The sequence below is a fragment of the Neoasaia chiangmaiensis genome (genome assembly GCF_002005465.1).
Taxonomy (GTDB): Bacteria; Pseudomonadota; Alphaproteobacteria; order Acetobacterales; family Acetobacteraceae; genus Neoasaia; species Neoasaia chiangmaiensis.
The window spans coordinates 433,782-457,536 of sequence record NZ_CP014691.1; the positions used below are offsets into that span (position 1 = coordinate 433,782).

Consider the following 23,755-nt stretch of genomic DNA (forward strand, 5'->3'; position numbering starts at 1 on the left):
TTGCGAACCAATTCACCTGTCATTATCCGCCAGTTCTCTACCAAAAAAAAGACAAGCAATCTCAATCATCCGCATCCGGTGGGCGTTTACCAACCTTAACGGGTATCAGAAGTGTCTTTCCCTTGCGCAAAACCGTAAATGACAGAACGACATCCGGCTTCGCCGCCGCAATCGTCCGAAGCAACGCCCGTGCACTATCGACATTTTGCCCTGCTGCGGCCGTCACCTTATCGCCCCGGACCAGCCCAGCTTTCATGGCCGGACCGTTATGATCGACATCGACAATCTGCACCGAGCCGTCGCCATCATCGAGTGTTACGCCCAACCAGCCGTGATCGACATGCCCCGTGCGGCGCAATTCATCGACAATCGGCTCGACGATTTCCGAAGGAATACCGAAACCGATACCCACAGATCCGCCAGTCGGCGAAACGATGGCAGCATTCACCGCGACGACTTGCCCACGCATGTTGAATGCCGGACCACCGGAATTGCCGGGATTGATTGGCGCGTCCAACTGAAGAAAATCATCCAGCGAACCCGCACCGAGGTCACGTCCACGCGCCGAAACGATACCTGCGGTAACGGAAGAGCCAAACCCGAACGGATTACCGGCCACCAGTATCCAGTCTCCGACATCAACCTGGCGACTGTCCCCCCAGGCGACATAGGGAAGGGGCCTGGGCGTGTCGACCTTGATGACGGCGACGTCTGTGAGGCTGTCCACGCCGACGAGTTTCGCCGGCAGTTCCTGTCCATTCGACAGGGAAACCGTCACGTTGTCAGCATCCCCGACCACGTGAGCATTCGTCACGATTATGCCTGAAGGATCGACGATGAAACCCGATCCCGCACCCAGAACCTCTTCCTGATGACGCCGCATTTTCTCCCGATACCGTTTCTCCAGAGGTGTTCCCTTGATCTGCGGCGGGACACGGTTCTGTCCGTCATTACTGCTTTGCGTAATGGCGATGTTCACAACGGCAGGGATGACGTGCTTGACCAACGGTGAGAACGTCAGCGGTCCGCTCGACACCAGGACGGGTGGCAGGGCAGGTGCGCCATTCGGCACAGGCGGTTGTGCCGGGATATGCACGGCTTCGGGCAGCTTCCCCGCCGCATGAGTATCGCTGGTCGGTGTGGGTGCCATCAGCTTGGAGAGTAGCGACGGCATGGCCATGGCGTGTGTGCCACTTACACCAAGCGCGCCAAACGCGACGCCTGCAAGCAACCGCCTTGATGCGGATTGGGTGAGGTAGCTCACGAAGCAGCTTCTACAGTCGCGCATATCATCCGATCACGATAGCGCACTTCGGCAAGACTGCCATCCTCGGCTGCGAAATTCAGATAAAGTGTATCAGCGTTGCCATGCGAGGCGGGTGGGGGAAAGACGATAGGCCGCCAGGCTGCGTCCTTCTGTCCCGCTTGGGTTCGTTGTGGACAGAGTGGGATTGAACTGACGAACGACATGCGGTGGTGGTGCGAAAGCGGCACCTGCGAACGGCCGTCCGCGATAGGCAACCGTCTGTGTCGTCGCCACAGGCGACGCGGGCATGGAGGAAAACGGCCATGCCTCGTCACGCTGACCCCACACGGCCATCACGCGCCGAGCGTAATCCTGGCCGAATTCGGGCGTCAGAGAGTGATAGGCGGCCGTCGCAGCCGTCCACGCATGGAAGCGATCAAACAGGTCGGTGAGAAAACGTGCGCCATAATGTGCGTTCGTTATGGGATCGAACGCTTCATCGAGCGATGAGAACGCATCAGGGTGATGGTGAAGATTGATCTGAAGGCAGCCGACATCGATTGAATTGATACCGTGTGCAAGGAAGGCGTGCGCGGCCGCTATCGCTTCTTCCTTGGATTCGTAGAAATATCCTTGGCCCTGGGCATTGATTGTCCATGGCCAGGCCATAAGGTGATGAGCGTCATCCGGCCGGCCACTTTCCACTTTGCTGATCGAATCAAGCAGCCTCAACGGAATATGCATAGCGCGCTCTGCATCGGCGACGGCCGCCTGACAGGTATTCGACGTTTCCGATGCAACCGCTCCGGCAGGACAGGCACAAGCAAGAATTGCTGACATAACGAGGAAGACGATCCGCAACATCCGGCGGATCATTCCTCAACATGATTGAAAAATCGTAAAGATCAGCGCAGTGCCTGCGCCAGTGCCTGCGTCAATTCCTTTGTTGTTGCCTGTCCGCCCAGATCGCGCGTCCGCACACTGTCGCGGTGCACGACCTTCTCAATGGCGTCATCCAGACGATGCGAAAGGTCGAACCGCCCGACATGGGCCAGCATCAGACTCGATGCCATCAGCAACGCCAATGGATTGGCAATGCCCTGTCCGGCAATATCCGGCGCCGAACCGTGGACCGCCTCGAAAACGGCGGCTTTCGTGCCGATATTGGCACCTGGCGCCATGCCCAGCCCCCCGACAAGACCCGCCGTCAGATCCGAAAGGATGTCGCCGAACAGATTGGTTGTGACGATGACATCGTATTTCCATGGATCGGTGACGAGTTGCATGGCGCAAGCATCGACAATTCGTTCCTCGACAGCAATCCGGCCCGCATACTCCGCGGCAACACGGCGCCCTTCCTCAAGGAAGATACCGCTGAATATCTTCAGAATATTGGCCTTGTGAACCAACGTCACCTTCTTGCGACCATTCGCCAGGGCGTACTCAAACGCAAACCTGACAATACGGGCGCATTCGCGCCGGGAGTTAAAGCCCGCCCCGTAGGCCAGTCCTTTCGGATCGTCGCCATCGGGAAGGTAGTGCTCCATCGCAGCATAAAGGCCCTCGATGTTTTCCCGCACGACCACCAGGTCGATATTGTCGAACCGGCAGCCGGATACGACCGTCTTTGTCGGGCGCAGATTGGCGTAGAGACCGAATTCCTGCCGCATGGTCACGTTGACCGACTTGAAACCCTGCCCGACAGGCGTGGTGAGCGGTCCTTTCAGGGCCAACCCCGTACGGCGAATACTTTCCAAGGTGGGCTCGGGCAGCGGTACGCCATGCGCCTCGATACCGGCCAGACCGCCGCTTTGCCGGTCCCAGGCGAAGGGCGCACCCAGGACATCCAACAGCTCAACGACGGCTGCCGTGATTTCGGGGCCGATACCGTCCCCCTCGATCAGCGTGGCGGGAATTGCATTATCGGCCATGAGGAAAACCTTTCGTCTCAGTTCAGCGGAGCGCAGGCGGTCGTCAGCCATGCGCGTGTGTCAGGATCGAGCAGCGGACCGATTCGCCGAAGCGTTTCCGTATGGTAGGAATCCAGCCAGGCGCGCTCGTCCGGCAGGAGCAGGGACGCATCGATCAACTGCCGATCAAAAGGTGCGAAACCCAGAACCTCGAATTCGAGGAAGCGTCCGGATTGACCAACCGAGGCCGGACGAACAAGCAGGAGGTTTTCCAGCCGAATGCCGTATTGGCCCGCTTCATAGTAGCCAGGTTCATTGGAAATGATCATGCCTGCCTGCAGGGCAACGGGTCGCGCAACGGCGGAAATATTCTGCGGCCCTTCATGAACCGACAGGTAACTGCCAATCCCATGGCCCGTTCCATGATCGTAATCCAGCCCGGCCTGCCAAAGATACTGACGTGCGAGAACATCGAGCCGGTGACCCGTCACGCCATTCGGGAAACGTGCGCGACTCAAGGCGATATTGCCTTTCAGAACGCGTGTGAAGGCTTCGCTGATCGCACTGGGCGGAAGCTCCGGTCCAGTCCATATCGTGCGCGTGACATCTGTCGTGCCGGCAGGATACTGGCCGCCACTATCGATCAGATAGATGGTATCAGGCCCAAGCACCCGATCCTTGCCCGGCAGTGCGCGATAGTGCGGCAAGGCTGCATTGGGACCCACGCCCGAAATGGCCGGAAAACTCTCCCCGCGATAGTCGGCATCCTCCGCCCGGAAACGATCCAGACGTTCAGCCAGCTCGGTCTCACGCAGACCGACACCATGCAGGGTCACGAAATGCAGGAAGCGACATAGCGCAGCCGAATCCGTCAGATGCGCCTGTCGCGCGCCCTCCTGCTCGACCACATTCTTGCTGGCCTTCAGCAAAACGGAAGGGTCGGCGCCGCGACTGATCGAGGAACCTGCGTCATTGAGCGTTTGAACGAACCATGCCGAGACACCCTGCGGATCCAGCCGGACGCGCCGACCGGCCAGCCCCCGCAGCCGGTCTTCCAGTGAATCGGCCGGATAGACCGTCACGTGAGCGCCGAAATCGGCTTTCGCAGCGTCAGAAAGACGCGTTTCGTCAATGAAAATCTCGGCATCGCCCGTGTCGTGCAAGATACCGAAAGCCAGCGCGACCGGCGTGTTCGGCACATCGTCGGCCCGAATATTGAGAAGCCATGCCAGGCAGGTCGGATCGCCGACGATCAATGCCTGCTCGCCATTCTCCTTGAGCAAGGCCGCAATACGCGCGCGTTTGTCGGCGCTCCTTTCGCCGCTCAGCCTCTCCGGATGGAACTGAACCGTGCTCGCCGGCGGAGCGGGACGGTCCGACCATGCGATATCGACAGGATTATCGGTCAGAGCGACGAACTCGTATCCGTCACCCTGCAACGCCTGCAAGCCGCTTTCGCCAATCAGGCGAGGATCGTAGCCGATCCTCAAATCGCGTGCGTTCGCGCTCAGCCATGCCGAAGGCGGCTCCTGCGTGATATGGCGCTTTTCCCAGAGCGCCTTGTCTACCTGCTCGGCAAGCTGCTCCGTATAGCGACCATCCGAGAAAACGGCGGCCTTATCCGGCAAGACAAGAGCCAGACCCGCACTGCCGGTAAACCCCGTCAACCATGCGAGCCGCTCGGCATAAGGTGCTACATATTCCCCCAGGAACTCGTCTCCGCGCGGCAGCACGAAACCATCGACACCTTGCACTGAAAGATTGTGACGCACGTCGGCAAGACGCTGGTCGGGAGGGATGCTGCTCATGGATTGTGATCTCTTCTAATGCGTGTCGCTGTCCAGCAGACGATACATGAACACCAGGTCAAGCCAACGCCCGAACTTGCGCCCCAACTCCGGCAAGACCGAACTGGTCTCGAAGCCGGCCCTCCGATGCAACGCGATCGACGCCACATTACTGGCGGTGATCGCGCCAATCATCACATGCAATCCCGCCATTTCGGCGCGCGACAACAACTCGTCCAGCAGCAGACCACCAATGCCCTGCCGCCGCGCATGGAATGCGACATATACGGAGTGCTCGACTGTCAGGGCATAGCCCTCGAAAGCGCGAAACGGTCCATAGGACGCAAATCCCAGAACGCTTCCCTCGTCATCGGTCGCGACAACAACCGGCCAACCGGCAGCCTGTCGGGTCGCAAGCCAGGCATGGCGCTGCTCGAAAGTCAGAAGCGTTTCCGTCCAGATCGTATCCGACGTGCGGATGGCATCGTTCGCGATCTCCAGGATCGCCGGCACATCTTTCTCGTCCGCGTCGCGCAGACTAACCACGGCGACGCAGCACCAGTGTCGTCCACTCACCCTCCCGGTAGCGTCGTTCCAGCACCAACCCCTGACGACGGTGGGCGGCCAGCACCATCGGGGCCTGCGTATCGAGCAGGCCAGCCAGGATCGCCGTCCCGCCGGGAGCAAGATTGTTAGCCAGATCGCGCGCCATCTTGCAGAGAGGGCGGGCCAGGATATTGGCGAAAACCAGATCGTATGGACGGTTTGCCCGCACGGCCGGCGTTCGCCATCCGTTACCATGGCGACAGGTCAACAACGGCCCCAACCCATTGTCAGCGGCGTTGGCGGCGCTGACGCGAACCGACCACGGCTCGATATCGACAGCCAGAACCGGGCGATGCAACAATTTCGCGGCCGCCATGGCCAGAATGCCGGATCCACAGCCCATATCCAGAATGCGTTGCGGCTTGCGATAGGCCACGTCTTCCAATGCCCTCAGGCAACCGCGCGTCGAACCATGCTCGCCCGAGCCGAAAGCGATGCCGGCGTCCAGCGTGATAGTCAGTCGCGCACGGGAGTGGCTACGATCGAGATGCGTGCCACGAATCGCGAAGCGTCGACCGACCGTCTGCTCCGGAAAGGCTTCATAGGTGCGCGCAAGCCAGCCTTCGGCTTCGGTGCGCTGGCGGGTCAGCGCGACATCCACGCCAGTCATCAACCGTGCAAGCGTTAGGGCGCGATCCAGTTCGGCCTCGCCATGGCCGATATCCTTCACACCCTCGATACGCCAGACACACTGCGTATCGTCCGCCTCGAAGATGCCCACGGTCGTGCAGACCGAAGCGAGCGCCTGTTCGAACAAGGGCACGGCGTCGTCACCGACCGTGACCGATATGGTCTCCAGCGCGGAAGCATGTCGGCGGGGGGCGCTCATACCGCGACCTCAACAAAACTCGCCATCACTCTTTTCTCACCTGCCTTCTCGAATTGCACCTGCAGCCGATCCACATCCACGTCGGTCACGATGCCATAGCCGAATTTCTGATGAAATACGCGCGTGCCGACCGTAATATCCGTCGGGGAAGCGTCATAGACGTCCGTCACGCGTGGCGCATGGCCATAATTGGGGCGCCGGCTGCTTACAGGCCCGAAGGCGAAAACAGATGGCTGGGCCGCCGTCAGGCGGCGCTCCTGCATGGCCTGGCCGCTATGCTCCACGTAATCGGCCGGAATTTCTTCGATGAAACGGCTTGGAATGGCGTCCTGCCAGTTGGCATAGATACGCCGGCGGGCCGCATGCAGGACGGTCGCGCGACGTCGCGCGCGTGTCAGTCCGACATAGGCCAGCCGTCTCTCTTCCTCGAGACTCTTGAGCCCCCCTTCATCCAGACTTCGCTGTGACGGGAACACACCTTCCTCCCAACCGGGAAGAAACACGCTGTCGAACTCCAGCCCCTTTGCGCCATGCAGCGTCATAAGACTGACCTTGTCTTCCGCCGCGCTGTCTTCAGCTTCCGTCACCAGCGCAACATGTTCGAGAAAGCCTTCGAGTGACTGGAAGTCACCAATCGCCCGCAGCAATTCCTTGATGTTGTCCAGCCGTCCCGGCGCTTCGGGTGACTTGTCCTCGCGCCACATCGCAAGATAGCCGACGTCTTCAAGCAACTGCTCGACGGCCACCACCTGTCCCTCGCGTGCGAGGGTTTCAGTCGCGCGTTCGAAACCCTGCATCAGGGACTGCAACGCTGCCTTCGATTTGCCCTTGGCCGTTCCATCGGCCATCTGCCTGGCGACGGCGGCCGTCAGCGGTCCCTTGATCTGGCGTGCTTCGAGATGCAGCTTCTGCAACGCCGCCGTCCCGACGCCACGTCGCGGCACGTTGACGATACGCTCGAAAGCCAGATCGTCGGCCGGCTGGGCCAGAACACGCATATAGGCCAGACAGTCACGGATTTCCGCGCGTTCATAGAAGCGTAGCCCACCGACAACGCGATAGGGCAGGCCCCGCGTCATCAGTTGTTCCTCGAAAGGCCGCGTCTGGAAGCCGGCACGCATCAGGATGGCGATTTCAGACAAGGGATGACCGTCCGCGCGCAGGCGCTCGATGGCACCGGCAACGACACGCGCTTCCTCATCCGAATCCCAGACGCTGACGACCTGAACCTTTTCGCCATGCGCATCTTCGCGCCCTGGACGCAACGTCTTGCCCAGACGACCGTCGTTGTGCGCGATCAGACCCGCCGCCGCCGCCAGGATTTGGGCCGTCGAGCGATAGTTTCGCTCCAGACGCACGACCTTGGCCCCCGGGAAATCCCGCTCGAAACGCAGGATATTCTCGACCTCCGCACCACGCCAGGAATAGATCGACTGGTCGTCATCCCCGACACAGGCAATATTTGACGGCTGCCCCGCTCGCTTGGCCAGCAGGCGCAGCCAGAGATACTGGATCGTGTTCGTATCCTGATACTCGTCGACGAGTATGTAGCGGAACAAGCGGTGGTATTGCGCCAGCACATCGGGACGCGTGCGCATGATCTCGGTCATGTGCAACATCAGATCGCCGAAATCGCAGGCATTCACCGCAATGAGACGCGCCTGATAATCCGCATAGACGCGCCGCGCGCAACCACCGCCGAACTCGCTATCCTCTGCCGGCGTTACGCGATCAGGCGTTAGTCCGCGATCCTTCCAGCGTTGAATGACGCCAAGCATGCCCTGTGGCGGCCAACGCTTGGTATCGACCCGATAGGGCTCCATGACCTGCTTGACCAGCCGAAGCTGGTCGTCCGTATCGAGGATGGTGAAACCCGTCGTCAGCCCGACATACTCGGCGTGACGGCGCAGCATCCGCGCACAGATCGAGTGGAACGTCCCGAGCCACAAACCTTCCACCGGGCCGCCAAGCAGCGCGCCGACACGATCGCGCATCTCACGCGCGGCCTTATTGGTGAAGGTGACCGCCAGAATCTGATGCGGGCGTGCATGGCCGGTCAGGAGGATATGCGCGAAACGCGTCGTCAGGACGCGCGTCTTGCCTGTCCCGGCGCCGGCAAGGATCAACAACGGGCCGTCGATCGTCTCGATCGCCTGCCGTTGCTCCGGGTTGAGGCGTTCGAGATAATCCGGCTGGCCGGAAACGGGCGAGGGAGGAAGCGGGGATTGCGTCACAACCCGGATATAGAGTGTGATGAGGCCATGGCCAAATCCCTTTTTGTTCACCCCGTCCGATAAACATGTCCGGTTTCACATCGACAGGCCCGCAAGGTCATCGGGCACGCATGCGCGCCCGCATCCTGGCGAACGGTGCATCGTCGCTGGCAGATTATGAACTGCTGGAGATGCTGCTGTTTTTCGGCATTCCGCGGCGCGATACGAAGCCGATGGCCAAGGCACTCCTGCAGCGTTTCGGCACATTGCTGGACGTTTTTCGTGCAACGCGGCATGCCTTGGGCGAGATGGGGCTGAGCGAGGACGCGATCCGGGCGATTCGTCTTCCGGCCATCGCAGCCGAACGGCTGAGCGGTGCGGAGACGCGGATCAGGCCCGGTCTCGGCAATTGGGCGCAGTTGAGCGCCTATGTCGACATCGCCCTTCTCGGCGCCGTGAAGGGTCAGTTGCGCATCCTTTTCCTCGACAATCGCAACCGCCTGATTGCCGATGAACCCGTTGTCGTCGCCGATGGCCCATCGCCGGTACTGCGCCGCGCGCTGACATTGAATGCGACGGCGCTGATCGGTCTGGCCTACATGCCGCAGGCGCCGCTCGCATGGGCGCGGGACCACGCCATCGCCATACGCGACCTTGAGGACGGGGCCCGCGTCCTGTCGATTGCCCTGCATGATGTCATGGTCGCCGGAGAGGGAGAGCCGATTAGCCTGCGTCAGGAGGGATTGCTTTAATGCGCGGTGCCAGCGTGCTGGCTGGTTGCGGAAAGCTGATCGTATACCGCGGCAGTCAGCTCTTCGGGTGACTCGCAAAGATAATCCGCACCCGCCTGAGTAAGCTCCGCTTCGCCGCCATAGCCCCAGAGCACACCCAGGGCGCGAAGGTGGTTCGCATGTGCACCCGCAATATCGAAGCGGCGGTCACCGATCATGATCGTACGGTTTGCCTGAAGATTTTGCTCGCGCATGATTTTTTCGATCAGTTCCGGCTTTTCGCCGCCACTATCGTCGGCATTCGCACCGCAGATGCAGTCGAACAACCCAGCGATGTCGTGGCCCTGCAAGATATCCTTCGCCAGGAAGGCCGGCTTGGAAGTCGCGGTGAAAAGACGTACGGGCGAGGCCGCCAGCTTTTGCAGCAGGTCCACCATACCCGGAAAGATCGGCGTTTGATGTCGCCCCACAGCCTGATAGCGCTCCCGGTAGATACCAACGGCTTCATCGACCCGCTTTTCACCATAGGGTGCCAGTACTTCCGCCATCAATTCGGCAAGCGGCGGCCCGACGACCCAGGTCAGATCGCGCGTGAGCACAGGCTCATGCCCAAGCGTTCGAATGACATGATGGAGGGTGGAAACGATTCCCTGCCGGGAGTCGACGATTGTCCCGTCGAGATCGAAAAGCACCGCGAAGGAGGAGTCGAAATGATTGAAAGACGTCATATTGATGGAACGTTTCCGCTTGATTATTCTGATCGAAGATAACTGGGTTCGGAGGAAATGGCAGGAGGCTTCGACGACGCGGGCGCGTTTGCCACCATGGGGAATGCGAAACCAAACGAGGGAAACCTTACTGAAACCGACCCGTGGCATGCGGTGCTGACCGGGCGCGGTCGACACCTCGACGATATGACGCTTATTTCGCTATTCGTTCAAATCGCGACAGCGCATGGCCGCCATGCCGATGAATTGACATCGATTTTTGTCAACCGTTATGGCTCCTTCGCTTCGGTGCTTTCCACATCCGAGCGGGAACTGGCCGCCATATCGAATATCGGTCAGCACGTGATACCGGCGATCAAGCTGCTTCACGAAGCGGCCCTGCGTTACAACCGCGCTCGCGTCGATCAAAACGACATTCTTTCAGACGAGCGGAAATTGCTCGACTACCTGACGGCACGCCTTTCCCGCGAGACGATCGAACAGTTTCGTATCCTGTTTTTGACGGATACGCATCGCCTCATCGCCGACGAGGCACAAGCGCGTGGGACGGTCAATCACACGCCTGTCTATCCGAGAGAGGTTGCTCGCCGCGCCATGGAACTGGGTGCAGAACGACTCATACTCGTGCACAATCATCCGAGCGGCGATCCGACGCCGTCAGAGGCCGACCTACAGATGACCCGGCAGGTTCAGGCTGCCGTGCAGGCAATCGGCATTCGCATCGCCGATCACATCATCGTCGGCAATGGACGGCATACCAGCTTCAGGGCACTTGACCTACTTTGACGAGAGGGAAGCTGGCGCCAACACGCCGAGCGCGTCGGCCAGGCCAAACGGGCCGGGCAGGGCACCTTTCGGGAAGATCATGTTGACATGACCCATCTTGCGGCCGGGCCGAGCGTCTGCCTTGCCATAGAGATGCAGTGCCTGACCCGGCGTTTTCAGGATGGTATCGCAAAGCGCCATGTCCTGCGGGCCAATCAGGTTTTTCATGACCGCATCGCTATGACGTATCGGCGGCAGCAAGGGTAGGCCGACGACAGCCCGAATATGCATCTCGAACTGATCGACAAGGCAGGCATTCATCGTCCAATGCCCGGAGTTATGCGGTCTTGGCGCAATCTCGTTGACCAGAAGGCGACCATCAGCCGCAACGAACATCTCCACACCCATGAGGCCAACCATATCCAGCCCTTCGGCAATCGAAACCGCCAACTGGCGTGCATGATCCGCCAATTCCGGCATGATATGGGCTGGCGCCAGGCTGATATCGAGAATGCCGTCCCGATGTTGATTCTCCGTCACATCGAAACACTGAACGTCACCGTGCACGCCACGGGCGATCATGACGCTCACTTCACGCTCGAAATCAACGATGCCTTCCGCCACCATCGGATAAGGCAGATCGGCTTCGAGTGCGGCGGCATCTTCACGTGCGCTGACCCGGAACTGGCCCTTTCCATCGTACCCGAAACGGGTCGTCTTAAGGATGCACCGATAATCAAGCGCTTCCAGCGCCATGGCCAGATCCGCCGGACTTGCCACGTTCCGCCAAGGCGCTATGGCAACGCCCATCGCGTCCAGACGTGACTTTTCCGCGATGCGGTCCTGACTCACAGCAAGAATGCTGCCGCTCGGCCTGACCGGCTTCAGGCTCTCAAGCGTCTTCAGGCCAGCAGCGGAAACATTCTCGAATTCAAAAGTGATGACATCCACGCAATCCGCGAAACGACGAAGAGCCTCATCGTCGTCATAGGCACCTACAGTCAGGCTATGCGCCACTTCCGCAGCCGGACAATCCGCCTGCGGCGTTAGTATGTGCGCATGAAAACCAAGCCGGGCCGCTGCTACCGCAGACATACGGCCCAATTGGCCGCCACCAACGATGCCGACTGTCGAGCCCGGTCGCAAAACAGGATCTGTCATTCTTCCGGATAATCACCGACGGCGGCGCTACGCATGGCCCGCCATGTTTCCAGACGCGCTGAAAGATTCGCATCATTCGTCGCAAGAATCGAAGCGGCCAGTATTCCGGCGTTCAAGGCACCGGCCTTGCCGATCGCCAACGTCCCGACCGGTACGCCACCGGGCATCTGAACAATCGACAGCAAGGAGTCCATCCCACGAAGCGCCTGGGATTCGACCGGCACGCCCAGCACCGGCAGGATTGTCCAGGCCGAGACCATACCTGGCAGATGCGCCGCGCCCCCGGCTCCGGCAATGATGACTTTCAGACCGCGCCCCTGTGCGGAGCGCGCGAATTCCACCAGACGATCCGGCGTACGATGCGCCGAGACGATGCGTCGCTCGTGTGGAATGTTCAGTTCCGTCAGCAACGATGCGGCGTGCCGCATGGTATCCCAGTCGGACTGGCTGCCCATGATGATGCTCACGAGCGGCGCGGTGCCATCTTGCTCGTCCTGTCGCAGGATTTCGGTCGTTTCACTCATTTTTCAGGCAATATCATCCGGTATCAGACGGTCTTCGATACAGGCAATCTCATCTTTCAATAGCAGTTTGCGTTTCTTGAGACGTTGAAGCTGCAATTGATTGAGAGGGTGTGAAACAAGTCGCTCGATAACAGTATCCAGATCCCGATGCTCGCTACGAAGTTCGTGCAGACGGCGCAGCATGATATCCTGATCAACCAGCATTATTTCCGTTCCGAACCTATTGCCGCATCAGCGAACCGATATTGGGTGCGATCGAGGATCGACCACAGGGCGACTGCGCATAGCATAAAGCGATGCGGTCATTCCAGCATCACGACCGCGCCACTGCGGCGACGATCAGCCTTGGACTTCGTCCGCTTCCGGAAAAACGGTCGGCGGCACCTGCCCCTCTCGCGCAAGACGTTCATTGGCAGCCTGCACGGCCGCGTTGAGATCCGTCTGGCTACAAAGCCCAAGTATCACGGGGTCGCGCGGCTTGATGTTGGCACTGTTCCAATGCTGGCGGTCGCGAACCTTGGCAATGGTATCCTTCGTCGTGCCGAAAAGCTTGATGATCTGTGTTTCAGCAAGTTGCGGAAACTGGCGCAGAACGAACGCAATGGCATCCGGACGGTCGTTTCTCTTGGAGATGGGCGTATAACGCGCACCTTTTGCACGACGCGCAACGGAACTGCCGGCTGCGGAAATCTTCAGCTTCGCGTCAGGATTACGCTCGCAGCGAGTTATTTCATCCTGCGTGAGCTGATGATTCTTGACCGGGTCGTAGCCGTTGATACCTGCCGCGACTTCGCCGTCGGCAATAGCCTGAACCTCAAGAGGATGCATGCCGCAGAATTCGGCGATCTGGGTAAAGGTCAGCGCCGTTTTTTCGATCAGCCACACAGCGGTGGCCTTCGGCATAAGGGGAAGCGTCATGTTGGGTCGTCCTGCGTCTGGAGCAGTGCTCTCGCAGGCGCCTGTCAACAATGTCATCGCCGTTGGAGGCGTCCGCGGCACCTGCTGGATGCACTGCGAAGATAGACAACGGTATGGCCACTAAGACCATGTTCGGTCAAGCCATTTCCCGCGAAGTTCAGAGCCAAAAACAAGAAGGGCGGTCCAATTGACGACCGCCCTCCGAAAATCATGCAGCCTGTGCCGGCACGGGCTGGCGTTCATGGTCCGATACGCTGGCCGGCTTACCTGTCGTGACCGGGATACGGCGCGGCTTTAATGCTTCCGGTGTCACGCGTTCGATAGCGATCGTCAAAAGACCGTTGCTCAGTTCTGCACCGCGAATTTCAATATGGTCGGCCAGAACAAAACGACGCTCAAACGCACGAGAAGCAATGCCGCGATGCAGAATCTCTCCGCGACGTGTCGCCTCCGGTACAGCGCCCTTGACGATCAACGTATTGTCGACAAGCGAGACATCGACGTTCTCGGGCGAAAAGCCGGCAAGAGCCATCGTCAACACATAGTCGCTATCACCGATTTTCTCGATATTATAAGGGGGATAACCGTTGACGGTCGGTGCATTGGCCGCCGTGTCAACCAGTCGGGCCAGTCGATCGAAGCCAATTGCCGTGCGAAATAACGGCGCAAAATCGTAAGTCATAAGAACCTCCTCATAGGCAGATCCATCGGCATGCAGTTCCCGTAAAGGCCAACTACATGCGTCCAGTTGATTGTCGCAACCCCATCCGGGCACCACGACACAATGGAGATGGTTGCTGCCGTCCCCTTTTCAAGATGTGGGGACGGAGAGGTCTCGAACTAGAAAATCAGGCCTTCTTGGTGCGGCTGCCGATGCCGGCAAAACGCTTGTTGAACTTGGCAACCTGACCGCCCGTGTCCAGCATGCGCTGCACGCCCGTCCAGGCGGGATGAGACTTCGGGTCAACGTCCAGACGCAGCGTCGCGCCGGGCGTCCCGTAGCATGAACGCGTCTTGTATTCGGATCCGTCCGTCATGATGACGGTGATCTCGTGGTAATCGGGATGAATGCCTGACTTCATGATTAATCTCCAACAGTGCTCCGATGCCGACCGGAGCGGTTCGTCGGGCCTCATAGAGGAATCGTATGGCAGGTGAAAGATGGAAAACGCAATCTCCTGCGACTCTTCTCCTCTTTTCGATCATTCATGCAACGTTTCTGCTCATGCAACGTCATGCTCTGACGCAGAAATGTTTTGGGACGTGCCCCGTCCTCTTTTCGCTATTCTGCCAGAAATGCAAATGCTAAAAGCTGATGTCCAATAATAGAATGACAGGAGAATAACGATATGAGTGACGTCAAAGGCAAGCTGCACAAGCCAGGCTGGATATCAGAGTTCCAAGCCTTCATCATGCGTGGCAATGTTATCGATCTGGCAGTCGGTATCATTATCGGCGCTGCTTTTACAGCAATTGTCACGAGCCTGGTTAAAGATATTCTGACGCCTTTTATCGGGCTTTTGACCGGCGGCATCGACTTCTCCAATATTTTTTGGACGCTTAAAGGCCCGCATCTGGCGACGCTCGCCGAAGCGCAGAAGGCCGGCGCGGTTACCGTCAATATCGGCGTGTTCCTTAATGCCTGCATTCAGTTCCTGATCGTCGCCTTCGCCATCTTCTGGCTCGTCAAGGCAATCTCGAAGCTCCACCACAAGCAGGAAGCCGCCCCTGCCGCACCGCCGGCTCCGACGAAGTCTGAAGTGTTACTGACGGACATTCGCGACATTCTGGCCAACACGCGCACACCTCCGACAGTCTGACGGACAACCAATCTCCACTTGGCGATCACCACGAGTTTAGGACAGGATGCGGCCTTATGTTCAGAACCCGCATCCTCCTTGGTGTCGCCAGTGTGACCGCACTATCGGCCTGCGTATCGGCGAACGATGCCGATCTCATGCAGGATCGGCTCCCCGACACGCTTCTCACTTCGTATCTGATCGCCACCGGCATGGCCGAAAACCATCTGGTCATGAGAATTGCCCGCCATCAGGCGGATGCCCGCGATATATCCCGCCTGCTGGCCGTCGACCACAACGCGTGGAACACGGTTCGGCAGGCGATTGTGACGCCGGACAAGGACCATTTCCGTCAGGCCGATGACAGCCTGCGTCTGCTGCTCGGTTATGCAACTCCGGTGCCCCCAGTCCGCTCGAAAACGGACTGAAGCGACCGAACTTCGTCTTACTTTCGTGCGGCGCTGTCGCGACGAAGGCGCTTTTCGCCCATCAACAAAAGCAGGGGCGCGGCGATGAAGATCGACGAAGACGTGCCGACGACGATGCCAAACAGCATGACCGTTGCGAAGCCCGAGAGGCTATGGCCGCCGAAAATTGCCAAAGGCAGTGCCGCAAGGAAAACCGTGGACGATGTTCCAAGCGTCCTGTTGAGCGTCTCATTGATCGAGAGGTCAAGCAGTTCCCGTAGCGGCATCGTGCGGTATTTGCGAAGATTCTCACGCACACGGTCATACACAACCACCTTGTCATTGGTGGAGTAGCCCAGGATCGTCAAGATGGCGGCCACCATCACGAGATCGAACTGAAATCGCGTAATGGCAAGGAAACCGACGGTTTTTGTCAGATCAAGGACCAGCGTGATGACGGCCGATATGGCAAACTCGCGCTCGAACCTGACCCAGATATAGACCAGAATCATGGCGAGGCTCGATCCCAGAGCCAGCAAACCGTCGCGAAACAGTTCACGTGAAACGGAAGCGCCAACAGCATCAGCCCGCAGGATCTGCGTTCCGGGCTGGGCACTTGTCACAGCATGACGGACCGTATCGACCAGCTTCTGCGTCTGCGCTTCCTGCTGAGGTCCGGCCTCTGGTGTATCGAGCTGTATCAGAACGTCATTGTCCGCGCCGAAACGCTGGATTCCGGCTGCCGTGACATGCTGTTCCGCCAGTGCCAATCGAAGCGCCGGAAAATTCGCCGGCCCCTGCGTACGCGCCTCGACGACGATTCCTCCGCGGAAATCCAGCCCCAGCTTCAACCCGGGGACGAAGAAAAGGCCGACAGAAAGCAGCGAAAGGATCGCTGACGTCGCAAGCCCCGCATACCGACCGCGCATGAAGGGGATACGTTTGTCGTCACTGACGAAACGAAACAAAGGACGAGAGAGCATCGACATCAGACCGGGAGTTCGGAGGGACGGGTGAGGGCATACCAGCGCACCATCAGCAGGCGCGACAGCAGGAGCGTGGTGAAGAGGGTGGTGACGATGCCGATCGTAATGGTCAGCGCGAAGCCTTGCACGGGGCCAGTGCCGAAAACGAACAGCATGACGTGAGCCAGAAAAGCCGTGGCATTACTGTCCACGATCGTACCGGTAGCCCGCTCGAAGCCGACCTGCATGGCCGAGAGCGCCGTACGCCCACGTTTGATCTCTTCACGAATGCGCTCGTTGATGAGGATATTGGCATCCACCGCCATACCGAGGGTCAAAAGCAGACCCGCCATACCCGGCAGAGTCAACGTTGCCTGGAAGAGAGACAGCGCTGCCATCATCAGGATCAGATTGGCGATCAGCGCAACATTCGCATACAGACCGAAGCGGCCATAGAACAGCGCCATGAATGCCATGACGAGAAGCAGCCCGACGAGGAGGCTGATAGCCCCGGCGCGAATGGAGTCGGCACCGAGCGACGGCCCGATGGCGCGCTGTTCGATAACCGACAAAGGTGCGGGCAGGGCACCTGCGCGGAGCATGACGGCGAGGTCGGTCGCAGACTGCGCGGTGAAGTTGCCGGTAATCTGCCCGTTGCCCGCCGTGATCGGCGTTTGAATAACAGGCGCCTCAATCACCTTGTTATCGAGCACGATCGCAAACCGCCGACCGACATTGGCGCGTGTCGTGTCGGCAAATGCGCGTGCTCCCGCATGATCGAAGGAAAAGCTGACCGCCCAGCTGCCACTTTGCTGATCGATGACCGCCCCGGCATTGGTCAGATCGCCACCATCAACTTCTACATGATCCTGCACCGGCAACGTCTGCCCGCTGCTCACGTCCGGAAGCAACTGGGCGCCTGGAGGTGCCACGCTACCCGCCGCACCGGGCGCGAGAAGGCGGAAGGTCATTTTGGCCGTGGTACCGAGAAGCGCCTTGATGCGTTCCGGATCGCTGATTCCCGGCAATTCCACGACGATACGATCATCACCTTCGCGGGTAATTTCAGGATCGATGGCGCCGCTCCCATCAATGCGACGGCGAACAATCTCGATTGACTGCGTCACGGCATCTCTGGCGCGTTGCGCAATGGCGTCCTGACCCAGAGTCAGGACGATGCGGCCATCATCTCCATTTCCCACAGAGAATTCGTTCGACACGGCCTGCGGCATGTCGGCAATGGCCTTGCGTGCAGCTTCCGCTTCGGACGGGTCGCGTGGAAGAAAACTCATCGTGCGCCGGGCCGGATCGCGCTGGAAGTCGCGATAGCCCAGTCCCTTTTCCAGCAAGGCCTGACGGGCATTGTCCATCAGGGTTTGCAGGCGATCGGCAGCCAGGCTCTGTCGGTCAAGCCGCAGGAGAAGATAAGAGCCACCGCGAAGGTCAAGCCCGAGATGAATCTGGCGCCACGGCATGCGGGGCGCCGGCGCATGCATGAAGTTGGGCACGCAAAGAAGCAGGCCCAACAGGCACACTCCCAAAACGCCCATCATTCTAAGACGGCTGTAATACATCATGTCGTAGCGCGGCGCCCTTATACAAAATGACCCAAAGCGCCATCCGGCAATGGATGCGCAGGTGCGCCGGAACATGCCGATACAGCCCGCTCCTTGCAACCGCTCCAAGTTGTTCCTCATGTCGATTATGAACAGAGTGTGCTTGGCGCGCCGCCGATCGGGCTGCTAAATCCTGTCACCAATGACGATCTTCAACCGCTCCAAGAATACGAATCACCCCGGTCCCGCCCTACGTGTCGGCGTTATCGGCGCCGGGCATTTCGGACGATTTCATGCCTTGAAGGCCTTGAGTTATCCGAGGGAGGAACTGGTATCGATCTACGACACCGACATTGTCCGCGCGGGGATCGTGGCAAAGGAAGCCCAATGCGGCGTTGCCACATCCATTGAATCGCTTATCGAGACGGTTGATGCCGTCATCATCGCGACGCCTGCCGAACATCATTTCCGTATGGCTCAAGCCTGCCTTCAGGCAAGACGTCATGTGCTTGTTGAGAAACCGATTGCCGCGACAATCCCGGAAGCAGAAGCACTCATTCATCTTGCCGACGAACAAGGGTGCGTTCTGCAAGTCGGGCACCTTCTGCGCCATTCATCCGAGCATGCGGCCATCACTGCGCGAATCAGCAGACCATTATACATTGAGGCAACGCGGATCGCCCCGTTCAAGCCGCGCGGAACCGACGTATCGGTCATTCTCGATCTGATGATTCACGATCTCGATCTCGTTCTATCGCTGGTAGACAGTCCCATTGCGGAAATCGATGCGCTAGGCGTTGCTGTTTCAAGCGAACATGAAGATATCGCCAACGCCCGCGTCCGCTTCATGAATGGTTGCGTCGCCACCATTACGGCCAGCAGGATTTCCTTGAAAACAGAACGACGTATGCGCGTTTTTTCAGAAGAAGGATATCTGTCGGCAGATTTCATGCAGCGGGAATTGACGATGATTGGCCGCGAGCACGGCCTGCCTCTTCCGGGCACTGGTGGTTACCGCCGTGAGGCAGTCCGTTGGCAGGACCACGACACGTTACTGGCCGAACATGAGGCTTTCGCCGCAGCGTGCCTTGATAAAGCACCGATCCTGGTCGACGGTCGCGCCGGTCTGCGGGCGCTGGACGCCGCCTTACGCGTGTCAGCAAGCATTCAGGAGGCGAAAAGCAGAATGTTTCTCTCCGGATTGATAAGAAGCTGAATCTAAGGCTTATTTTTCCAGACTTTCACGCTTCATCTCAAGTTCCAGCCACTGCTCCTCTGCCGCAGCAAGCTCATTTTCCGCAGATGATAGAAAACGGGTCTGCTGTTCGAAATTTGCCGGGTCCCGTTGATAGAAAGAGGGGTCGGCGAGCGTCTCCCTCATTTTTGTGATTTTGTCTTCGAGATCACTGATGCGTGCCGGTAGACGCTCCAGTGCCAGCTTATCTTTATAGGTTAACTTCGTTGCCGATTTATTTGTTTTTTCAATACTATTCTTCTTAACGCTCTCGGACGAGACCGTAGCGCGCGCTGTCAGGTCGACACCTCGACGTTGAGCCAGCATGTCGCTGTAGCCGCCAGCATATTCAATCCAGCGACCATCACCCTCAGTAGCCAGCACGGACGTCGCCACCCGGTCCAGAAAATCGCGATCATGGCTGACCAGCAGAACCGTGCCGGCATAATCGTCCAACATCTCTTGCAGGAGATCGAGTGTCTCAAGATCGAGATCGTTCGTCGGCTCGTCGAGCACGAGAAGGTTGGAAGGCTGCGCCATGGCACAAGCGAGGGCAAGACGTCCGCGTTCGCCACCGGAGAGCATACCGACACGGGTTCGTGCCTGCTCCGGCCGGAAAAGAAAGTCTTTCATATAGCCTATGACGTGGCGCTTCTCGGTGCCGACCTGCACCATGTCGCCACTGCCGCTGGTTAGCGTGTCGGCCAATGTCAGTTGCGGGTCCAGCGCAGCGCGGCGCTGATCGAGCGTCACCAGCGAAACCGACGCACCAATTGTTATCGTGCCCGAGTCCGGCGTCTCGCGACCGATCAGCAGATTGAGAAGGGTTGTCTTTCCGGCACCATTTGCGCCAACAAGCGCCAGCCGATCACCGCGCAGTACACGAAGGTCAAGATCGCTTACAACCCAGCGTTCCCCGTAACATTTGCCGACCCTCTCGGCGTTCGAGACGATCTTGCTTCCGCTATCGGCTTCTGTAGCGCCGAAACGCATGGTGCCATGCGCCTGCGAGGCCATCTCATGTCTTCGGGCCCGAAGACCTGCCAGTTCCCCGACACGACGCACATTCCGTTTACGACGAGCCGTTACACCATAGCGCATCCAGTCTTCTTCACGCGCAATCTGACGTTCGAGTTTGTGCGCCTCGACCGCTTCTTGCTCGAAGACTTCCTCACGCCAGCTTTCGTAACGCGCGAACCCCTCATCCAGGCGGCGGGTAATCCCTCGATCCAGCCAGACGACGGCACGAGACAATGTTTCGAGCAAGCGCCGGTCGTGACTGATGACGATCATGGCCGATCGTGAACTGATCAGTTCCTTCTCCAGCCAGTCGATCGTGGGCAGATCGAGATGATTGGTCGGCTCATCGAGCAGGAGAAGGTCGGGCTGGGCCGCCAGAGCCCGCGCGAGGGCACATCTTTTCTGCTCTCCGCCGGACAATGCCGCCGGACTCTCGTCGCCGCTCATGCCCAATTCGGCCAGCATGGCACGCGCGCGGAAATGTTCGTCGTCGGGCAGGTCGCCAACCACGTAGTCGAACGTTGTCTTATAGTCCGAAAGATCCGGTTCCTGCGCCAGATAATAGGCTTTGGAACCGGGTTGCAGGAAGTGAGTGCCGCTGTCCGCCTGCAGCAGTCCCGCTGCAATTCGGAGAAGCGTTGACTTACCCGAGCCGTTGCGGCCGACAAGACAGATGCGTTCGCCGGGTTGGACACTGATGTCCGCGCCGTCCAGGAGAGGACGGCCACCGAGGCCGAATGTAATATTTTGTAGATTGAGAAGAGGAGGCGCCATGCGTTGCTATGTGTCGCACGGCGCGACGGAGTGCAAGGCGCCTAGAATACCTTCATGCCACCCGTAACGGCCTGATAGGTGGTAATGGCCAATGTCATGGGCTCGAATGGCTTTGTGATGACAAAAGAGGGTTCTTCCGACTCTCCCGTCAGAAGACGCTCCGGATAGGCGGTCACGAAAATGACTGGCGTACGATGCGTCGCCATGATTCGTCCGACGGCTTTCATTCCGTCCCCACCGCCGCCAAGGTTGATGTCGGCCAGGATCAATCCCGGCTTGGTCTCCTCGGCTATCCGTACGGCGTCGGCCTCCGTATGCGCCACGCCGGCAATACGATGCCCGCACTGTTCGACGACATCCTGAATGTCCATGGCGATAATCGGTTCGTCCTCGATAATGAGCACGCTTGTTTCCGTTACTGCCCGCAGGCCCTCGTTGGCACGCGAGACTTCGGCGACCGCGTCCGTCTCGTCAATTCCGACAATCTCGGCGGCCGTCGCCAGAGGGAGTTCTTCCAGCGCAATCAGAAGCAGGAGAATGCGCTGCGTAACCGTCAGGCCTTCGGATGCCGGGTGAGCATCAGCTTTTCCAAGGAAATGTTGAGCGATGTCCCGATAAAGCGTATTTCTGATCGACAGTGAACTGCTGTCGTCACCAAGCACCCTTTTCAGACTTTCTGCGACCAACTGATCGCCCCGTTTCTGCCCGCCAGCCAAAGCCCTTGCAAAACGACGTATGTATGGCAGCGCTTGGATGATTTCCTGGCGCCTGATGTCAACCATGAGACAAACAACTCCGCAGCGAACCGGCTAGCGACCGGTCTGGATAAGGCGCATTATGTCACGACAACGCTGCTCTCGCCAAGACCGGCGAAACCGGGAACCGCGAGCATAGCAAAGGAACTCCCCCTGCCTATCAAGACTCCATTGGAAACGTCGAAAGCGCAGCAGGATCAGGGCGCCAGGTCGATCCGGCAAGGGATCGCGACATTTTTGCCTGACCTTCGCGGCTTCGCGCGGTTTCTGACACGCGACACCGCGGCAGCCGATGATCTGGTGCAGGATACGGTTGTCCGGGCCCTTGCCGCGCAAGAGCAGTTTCAGCCCGGCACCAGCCTGAAAGCCTGGCTGTTCACCATTCAGCGCAATGCCTTCTATGAACAGCAACGTCGGCGTGTGAAGGAGCGCACGATCCTGGCAGGTATGGAGACGGAGAGCATATCCTCCCCGACAGGAGATATCCGTGGCGTCCAGGATCAGATGCTCGATCTTCCCGGTTTGTTGTGGCAGTTGCCGGATATCCTGCGAGAGGCCCTGATCCTCGTCGGCGCCCAAGAGCTGAGCTACGAGGAAGCTGCACGCGTCTGCGATGTTGCCGTCGGCACCATGAAAGCACGCGTCTCTCGCGCCCGCGAGCGGCTTTCCCAATTGACCAACGGCCTCTCGACATCGGAAGTTACATAGCCATTTCAATCGCCTAGAAGCTTTTCAAAAAAACTTACGACCGATGCAACCAATATCTGACGCGGTTCATTGATCGGGCAGAAACAAGTCGAAGCGAGAGGAACTTTCCCATGGCGACTTTCCATGACCAGGTCATTGCAATCCTGCCGAAACTACGCGTGCAGGCGCTCTCTCTGACCCGCAACCGCGCCAGCGCGGAAGATCTGGTGCAAGATGCCGTGTGCAACGCTTTGGCTGCGCAGGACAGCTTCATTCCCGGCACGAATTTCTCTGCATGGATGCACCGAATTCTGCGCAATCGCTTCATCTCCGATCTTCGTAAGCGTCGCGATACGACGGATATCGACGATGTGCCTTCGTCGTCTTTCGCCAGCAATCCGACACACGAAGACAGCCTCGCGCTTAAGGATCTTTCACTCGCCCTGTCTCGCCTGCCTGCGGATCAGCGCGAAGCCCTTGTCATGGTTGTCGTGCAGGGCATGAGCTATGAGGCGCTCGCAGAGGCTACCGGCTGCGCGGTCGGAACGGCTAAAAGTCGTGTATTCCGGGCGCGTCGTCAGTTGGAAGCGTGGATGACGGGCGATTTGCCGGCCAATGACAAGCTGCGATCCAAAGTCACGGCGCTGCGTGCCGCGCTGGAAGAGCGCCGCAGGGCCGGGCAGAGCGGCGACGACCTGTTGAATCTGGGATAATCGGCCGCATCTGGCGAGACTTCCTTTGATCTTTTGGGCTGAAACGCTATGTTTCAGCCTAGACTTGTTCGCCCTCTTTCCGTAACGACAATCCAACAATCAGGCCGGGCTTGCTGTTTGTAGTGCAACCCATGAGGCCAGATAATGTTTGCTATTCATAGACGGGAACAGAAGACTTTAGGGTGGAAAGATGAGTGGGGGAGAGGACGCGAGGCCGCGGAAGCCCCGTCCAGAGCAGGAGCCAAATTCTGCGTTCGATCTTTGGTTGAAGAGGGGTTTGCATCAGTTGTTCGATGATGTGGCGAACGAACCTATTCCCGAAGAGCTTTTGCGTCTGATCGAAGAGGATCGTGACAAGTAACCTCCTGCCTGCTGCACATTTCCCCGTATCCCGGCAGGTAAAAAATATAATCCTCTCAATTGCGAC

At 58.9% G+C, this 23,755-nt stretch carries 26 protein-coding genes; 8 read left to right on the plus strand and 18 right to left on the minus strand.

Annotated elements, in window-relative coordinates; all coding sequences use genetic code 11:
• Positions 1 to 61: 61 nt before the first annotated feature.
• The 7 genes from A0U93_RS02115 to A0U93_RS02145 form a co-directional block, all read right to left on the minus strand.
• Complete coding sequence (locus A0U93_RS02115; RefSeq protein ID WP_169852793.1) at positions 62 to 1,180, minus strand: S1C family serine protease; 1,119 nt, start codon at positions 1,178 to 1,180, stop codon at positions 62 to 64.
• Positions 1,181 to 1,357: 177 nt separating this feature from the next.
• Positions 1,358 to 2,122: a lytic transglycosylase domain-containing protein gene (locus A0U93_RS02120; protein WP_077805899.1), complete on the minus strand. Its 765-nt coding sequence runs from the start codon at positions 2,120 to 2,122 to the stop codon at positions 1,358 to 1,360.
• A gap of 29 nt (positions 2,123 to 2,151) precedes the next feature.
• Complete coding sequence (locus tag A0U93_RS02125; protein WP_077805900.1) at positions 2,152 to 3,177, minus strand: isocitrate/isopropylmalate dehydrogenase family protein; 1,026 nt, start codon at positions 3,175 to 3,177, stop codon at positions 2,152 to 2,154.
• Between the two features lie 17 nt (positions 3,178 to 3,194).
• Positions 3,195 to 4,964 carry an aminopeptidase P family protein gene (locus tag A0U93_RS02130; protein WP_077805901.1) on the minus strand — a complete coding sequence of 590 codons (1,770 nt, stop codon included), beginning with the start codon at positions 4,962 to 4,964 and terminating at the stop codon, positions 3,195 to 3,197.
• Positions 4,965 to 4,979: 15 nt separating this feature from the next.
• Positions 4,980 to 5,489 (minus strand): GNAT family N-acetyltransferase, encoded by a 510-nt coding sequence (locus A0U93_RS02135; RefSeq protein WP_077805902.1) that lies wholly within the window; start codon positions 5,487 to 5,489, stop codon positions 4,980 to 4,982.
• Positions 5,482 to 6,378: a 50S ribosomal protein L11 methyltransferase gene (locus tag A0U93_RS02140; protein WP_077805903.1), complete on the minus strand. Its 897-nt coding sequence runs from the start codon at positions 6,376 to 6,378 to the stop codon at positions 5,482 to 5,484. The genes A0U93_RS02135 and A0U93_RS02140 overlap by 8 nt, the downstream gene beginning before the upstream one ends.
• The gene (locus A0U93_RS02145; protein WP_077808258.1) at positions 6,375 to 8,612 is read right to left on the minus strand and encodes an ATP-dependent helicase; all 2,238 of its coding nucleotides are present in this window, start codon (positions 8,610 to 8,612) and stop codon (positions 6,375 to 6,377) included. The genes A0U93_RS02140 and A0U93_RS02145 overlap by 4 nt, the downstream gene beginning before the upstream one ends.
• A gap of 65 nt (positions 8,613 to 8,677) precedes the next feature.
• Between A0U93_RS02145 and A0U93_RS02150 the strand changes: the two genes are divergently transcribed.
• Positions 8,678 to 9,343 carry a JAB domain-containing protein gene (locus A0U93_RS02150; protein ID WP_077805904.1) on the plus strand — a complete coding sequence of 222 codons (666 nt, stop codon included), beginning with the start codon at positions 8,678 to 8,680 and terminating at the stop codon, positions 9,341 to 9,343.
• On the opposite strand, the gene A0U93_RS02155 is transcribed toward A0U93_RS02150, so the two are convergent.
• Positions 9,340 to 10,050: an HAD hydrolase-like protein gene (locus A0U93_RS02155; protein ID WP_077805905.1), complete on the minus strand. Its 711-nt coding sequence runs from the start codon at positions 10,048 to 10,050 to the stop codon at positions 9,340 to 9,342. The two genes, A0U93_RS02150 and A0U93_RS02155, sit on opposite strands and share 4 nt — an antisense overlap.
• Positions 10,051 to 10,107: 57 nt before the next feature.
• On the opposite strand from A0U93_RS02155, the gene radC reads away from it, so the two are divergent.
• A complete protein-coding gene (gene radC, locus A0U93_RS02160) occupies positions 10,108 to 10,836 on the plus strand; it encodes a RadC family protein (protein WP_077805906.1) in 729 nt (242 codons plus the stop codon).
• Here radC and A0U93_RS02165 read toward each other — a convergent pair.
• From A0U93_RS02165 to rpmE, 6 genes are all read right to left on the minus strand, one after another.
• Positions 10,828 to 11,976 (minus strand): 5-(carboxyamino)imidazole ribonucleotide synthase, encoded by a 1,149-nt coding sequence (locus A0U93_RS02165; protein ID WP_077805907.1) that lies wholly within the window; start codon positions 11,974 to 11,976, stop codon positions 10,828 to 10,830. The two genes, radC and A0U93_RS02165, sit on opposite strands and share 9 nt — an antisense overlap.
• Positions 11,973 to 12,500, minus strand: a complete 528-nt coding sequence (purE, locus tag A0U93_RS02170; RefSeq protein ID WP_077805908.1) for a 5-(carboxyamino)imidazole ribonucleotide mutase — start codon at positions 12,498 to 12,500, stop codon at positions 11,973 to 11,975. The genes A0U93_RS02165 and purE overlap by 4 nt, the downstream gene beginning before the upstream one ends.
• Before the next feature lie 3 nt (positions 12,501 to 12,503).
• Positions 12,504 to 12,704 carry a DUF465 domain-containing protein gene (locus A0U93_RS02175; RefSeq protein ID WP_077805909.1) on the minus strand — a complete coding sequence of 67 codons (201 nt, stop codon included), beginning with the start codon at positions 12,702 to 12,704 and terminating at the stop codon, positions 12,504 to 12,506.
• 135 nt (positions 12,705 to 12,839) lie between these two features.
• Positions 12,840 to 13,418, minus strand: a complete 579-nt coding sequence (locus A0U93_RS02180) for a DUF1013 domain-containing protein (RefSeq protein ID WP_077805910.1) — start codon at positions 13,416 to 13,418, stop codon at positions 12,840 to 12,842.
• Between the two features lie 208 nt (positions 13,419 to 13,626).
• Positions 13,627 to 14,100 carry an Hsp20 family protein gene (locus A0U93_RS02185; RefSeq protein ID WP_077805911.1) on the minus strand — a complete coding sequence of 158 codons (474 nt, stop codon included), beginning with the start codon at positions 14,098 to 14,100 and terminating at the stop codon, positions 13,627 to 13,629.
• Between the two features lie 166 nt (positions 14,101 to 14,266).
• Positions 14,267 to 14,500 carry a 50S ribosomal protein L31 gene (gene rpmE / locus A0U93_RS02190; protein ID WP_077805912.1) on the minus strand — a complete coding sequence of 78 codons (234 nt, stop codon included), beginning with the start codon at positions 14,498 to 14,500 and terminating at the stop codon, positions 14,267 to 14,269.
• Between the two features lie 267 nt (positions 14,501 to 14,767).
• On the opposite strand from rpmE, the gene mscL reads away from it, so the two are divergent.
• Positions 14,768 to 15,238 carry a large-conductance mechanosensitive channel protein MscL gene (mscL, locus tag A0U93_RS02195; protein WP_077805913.1) on the plus strand — a complete coding sequence of 157 codons (471 nt, stop codon included), beginning with the start codon at positions 14,768 to 14,770 and terminating at the stop codon, positions 15,236 to 15,238.
• 56 nt (positions 15,239 to 15,294) lie between these two features.
• Positions 15,295 to 15,645, plus strand: a complete 351-nt coding sequence (locus A0U93_RS02200) for a hypothetical protein (protein ID WP_077805914.1) — start codon at positions 15,295 to 15,297, stop codon at positions 15,643 to 15,645.
• Positions 15,646 to 15,662: 17 nt separating this feature from the next.
• Here A0U93_RS02200 and secF read toward each other — a convergent pair whose 3' ends face one another.
• Both secF and secD read right to left on the minus strand, forming a co-directional pair.
• The gene (gene secF / locus A0U93_RS02205; protein ID WP_077808259.1) at positions 15,663 to 16,607 is read right to left on the minus strand and encodes a protein translocase subunit SecF; all 945 of its coding nucleotides are present in this window, start codon (positions 16,605 to 16,607) and stop codon (positions 15,663 to 15,665) included.
• A gap of 5 nt (positions 16,608 to 16,612) precedes the next feature.
• On the minus strand, positions 16,613 to 18,166 hold the full coding sequence (gene secD / locus A0U93_RS02210) for a protein translocase subunit SecD (protein WP_456306291.1): 1,554 nt from the start codon (positions 18,164 to 18,166) through the stop codon (positions 16,613 to 16,615).
• A 181-nt stretch (positions 18,167 to 18,347) separates the two neighbouring features.
• Between secD and A0U93_RS02215 the strand changes: the two genes are divergently transcribed.
• Entirely contained in the window at positions 18,348 to 19,361 is a 1,014-nt protein-coding gene (locus A0U93_RS02215) for a Gfo/Idh/MocA family protein (RefSeq protein ID WP_077805916.1), read from the plus strand.
• Positions 19,362 to 19,370: 9 nt separating this feature from the next.
• Here A0U93_RS02215 and A0U93_RS02220 read toward each other — a convergent pair whose 3' ends face one another.
• Together A0U93_RS02220 and A0U93_RS02225 are read right to left on the minus strand one after the other, a co-directional pair.
• Entirely contained in the window at positions 19,371 to 21,173 is a 1,803-nt protein-coding gene (locus A0U93_RS02220) for an ABC-F family ATP-binding cassette domain-containing protein (RefSeq protein WP_077805917.1), read from the minus strand.
• 41 nt (positions 21,174 to 21,214) lie between these two features.
• A complete protein-coding gene (locus A0U93_RS02225) occupies positions 21,215 to 21,955 on the minus strand; it encodes a PhyR family response regulator anti-anti-sigma factor (RefSeq protein WP_077805918.1) in 741 nt (246 codons plus the stop codon).
• A 210-nt stretch (positions 21,956 to 22,165) separates the two neighbouring features.
• Between A0U93_RS02225 and A0U93_RS02230 the strand changes: the two genes are divergently transcribed.
• The 3 genes from A0U93_RS02230 to A0U93_RS16355 all read left to right on the plus strand — a co-directional run bounded on the left by A0U93_RS02230 (position 22,166) and on the right by A0U93_RS16355 (position 23,689).
• A complete protein-coding gene (locus A0U93_RS02230) occupies positions 22,166 to 22,636 on the plus strand; it encodes a sigma-70 family RNA polymerase sigma factor (RefSeq protein WP_245825025.1) in 471 nt (156 codons plus the stop codon).
• Positions 22,637 to 22,746: 110 nt separating this feature from the next.
• Positions 22,747 to 23,328, plus strand: coding sequence for a sigma-70 family RNA polymerase sigma factor (locus tag A0U93_RS02235; RefSeq protein WP_077805919.1), 582 nt, complete (start codon positions 22,747 to 22,749; stop codon positions 23,326 to 23,328).
• Positions 23,329 to 23,518: 190 nt separating this feature from the next.
• Complete coding sequence (locus tag A0U93_RS16355; RefSeq protein WP_169852676.1) at positions 23,519 to 23,689, plus strand: NepR family anti-sigma factor; 171 nt, start codon at positions 23,519 to 23,521, stop codon at positions 23,687 to 23,689.
• Positions 23,690 to 23,755 lie beyond the last annotated feature (66 nt).

Excerpts from the sequence above, each read along its gene's own strand:
- radC (WP_077805906.1), top strand. The coding sequence starts at position 10,108 with ATGGCAGGAGGCTTCGACGACGCGGGCGCGTTTGCCACCATGGGGAAT.
- A0U93_RS02200 (WP_077805914.1), top strand. The coding sequence starts at position 15,295 with ATGTTCAGAACCCGCATCCTCCTTGGTGTCGCCAGTGTGACCGCACTA.
- secD (WP_456306291.1), bottom strand. The coding sequence starts at position 18,166 with ATGATGTATTACAGCCGTCTTAGAATGATGGGCGTTTTGGGAGTGTGC.
- A0U93_RS02150 (WP_077805904.1), top strand. The coding sequence starts at position 8,678 with ATGTCCGGTTTCACATCGACAGGCCCGCAAGGTCATCGGGCACGCATG.
- A0U93_RS02155 (WP_077805905.1), bottom strand. The coding sequence starts at position 10,050 with ATGACGTCTTTCAATCATTTCGACTCCTCCTTCGCGGTGCTTTTCGAT.
- secF (WP_077808259.1), bottom strand. The coding sequence starts at position 16,607 with ATGCTCTCTCGTCCTTTGTTTCGTTTCGTCAGTGACGACAAACGTATC.
- A0U93_RS02220 (WP_077805917.1), bottom strand. The coding sequence starts at position 21,173 with ATGGCGCCTCCTCTTCTCAATCTACAAAATATTACATTCGGCCTCGGT.
- A0U93_RS02180 (WP_077805910.1), bottom strand. The coding sequence starts at position 13,418 with ATGACGCTTCCCCTTATGCCGAAGGCCACCGCTGTGTGGCTGATCGAA.
- A0U93_RS02115 (WP_169852793.1), bottom strand. The coding sequence starts at position 1,180 with ATGGCCATGCCGTCGCTACTCTCCAAGCTGATGGCACCCACACCGACC.
- A0U93_RS02125 (WP_077805900.1), bottom strand. The coding sequence starts at position 3,177 with ATGGCCGATAATGCAATTCCCGCCACGCTGATCGAGGGGGACGGTATC.
- A0U93_RS02235 (WP_077805919.1), top strand. The coding sequence starts at position 22,747 with ATGGCGACTTTCCATGACCAGGTCATTGCAATCCTGCCGAAACTACGC.
- A0U93_RS02130 (WP_077805901.1), bottom strand. The coding sequence starts at position 4,964 with ATGAGCAGCATCCCTCCCGACCAGCGTCTTGCCGACGTGCGTCACAAT.
- A0U93_RS02185 (WP_077805911.1), bottom strand. The coding sequence starts at position 14,100 with ATGACTTACGATTTTGCGCCGTTATTTCGCACGGCAATTGGCTTCGAT.
- A0U93_RS02165 (WP_077805907.1), bottom strand. The coding sequence starts at position 11,976 with ATGACAGATCCTGTTTTGCGACCGGGCTCGACAGTCGGCATCGTTGGT.
- A0U93_RS02175 (WP_077805909.1), bottom strand. The coding sequence starts at position 12,704 with ATGCTGGTTGATCAGGATATCATGCTGCGCCGTCTGCACGAACTTCGT.
- mscL (WP_077805913.1), top strand. The coding sequence starts at position 14,768 with ATGAGTGACGTCAAAGGCAAGCTGCACAAGCCAGGCTGGATATCAGAG.
- A0U93_RS02215 (WP_077805916.1), top strand. The coding sequence starts at position 18,348 with ATGACGATCTTCAACCGCTCCAAGAATACGAATCACCCCGGTCCCGCC.
- rpmE (WP_077805912.1), bottom strand. The coding sequence starts at position 14,500 with ATGAAGTCAGGCATTCATCCCGATTACCACGAGATCACCGTCATCATG.
- A0U93_RS16355 (WP_169852676.1), top strand. The coding sequence starts at position 23,519 with ATGAGTGGGGGAGAGGACGCGAGGCCGCGGAAGCCCCGTCCAGAGCAG.
- A0U93_RS02140 (WP_077805903.1), bottom strand. The coding sequence starts at position 6,378 with ATGAGCGCCCCCCGCCGACATGCTTCCGCGCTGGAGACCATATCGGTC.
- A0U93_RS02120 (WP_077805899.1), bottom strand. The coding sequence starts at position 2,122 with ATGATCCGCCGGATGTTGCGGATCGTCTTCCTCGTTATGTCAGCAATT.
- A0U93_RS02225 (WP_077805918.1), bottom strand. The coding sequence starts at position 21,955 with ATGGTTGACATCAGGCGCCAGGAAATCATCCAAGCGCTGCCATACATA.
- purE (WP_077805908.1), bottom strand. The coding sequence starts at position 12,500 with ATGAGTGAAACGACCGAAATCCTGCGACAGGACGAGCAAGATGGCACC.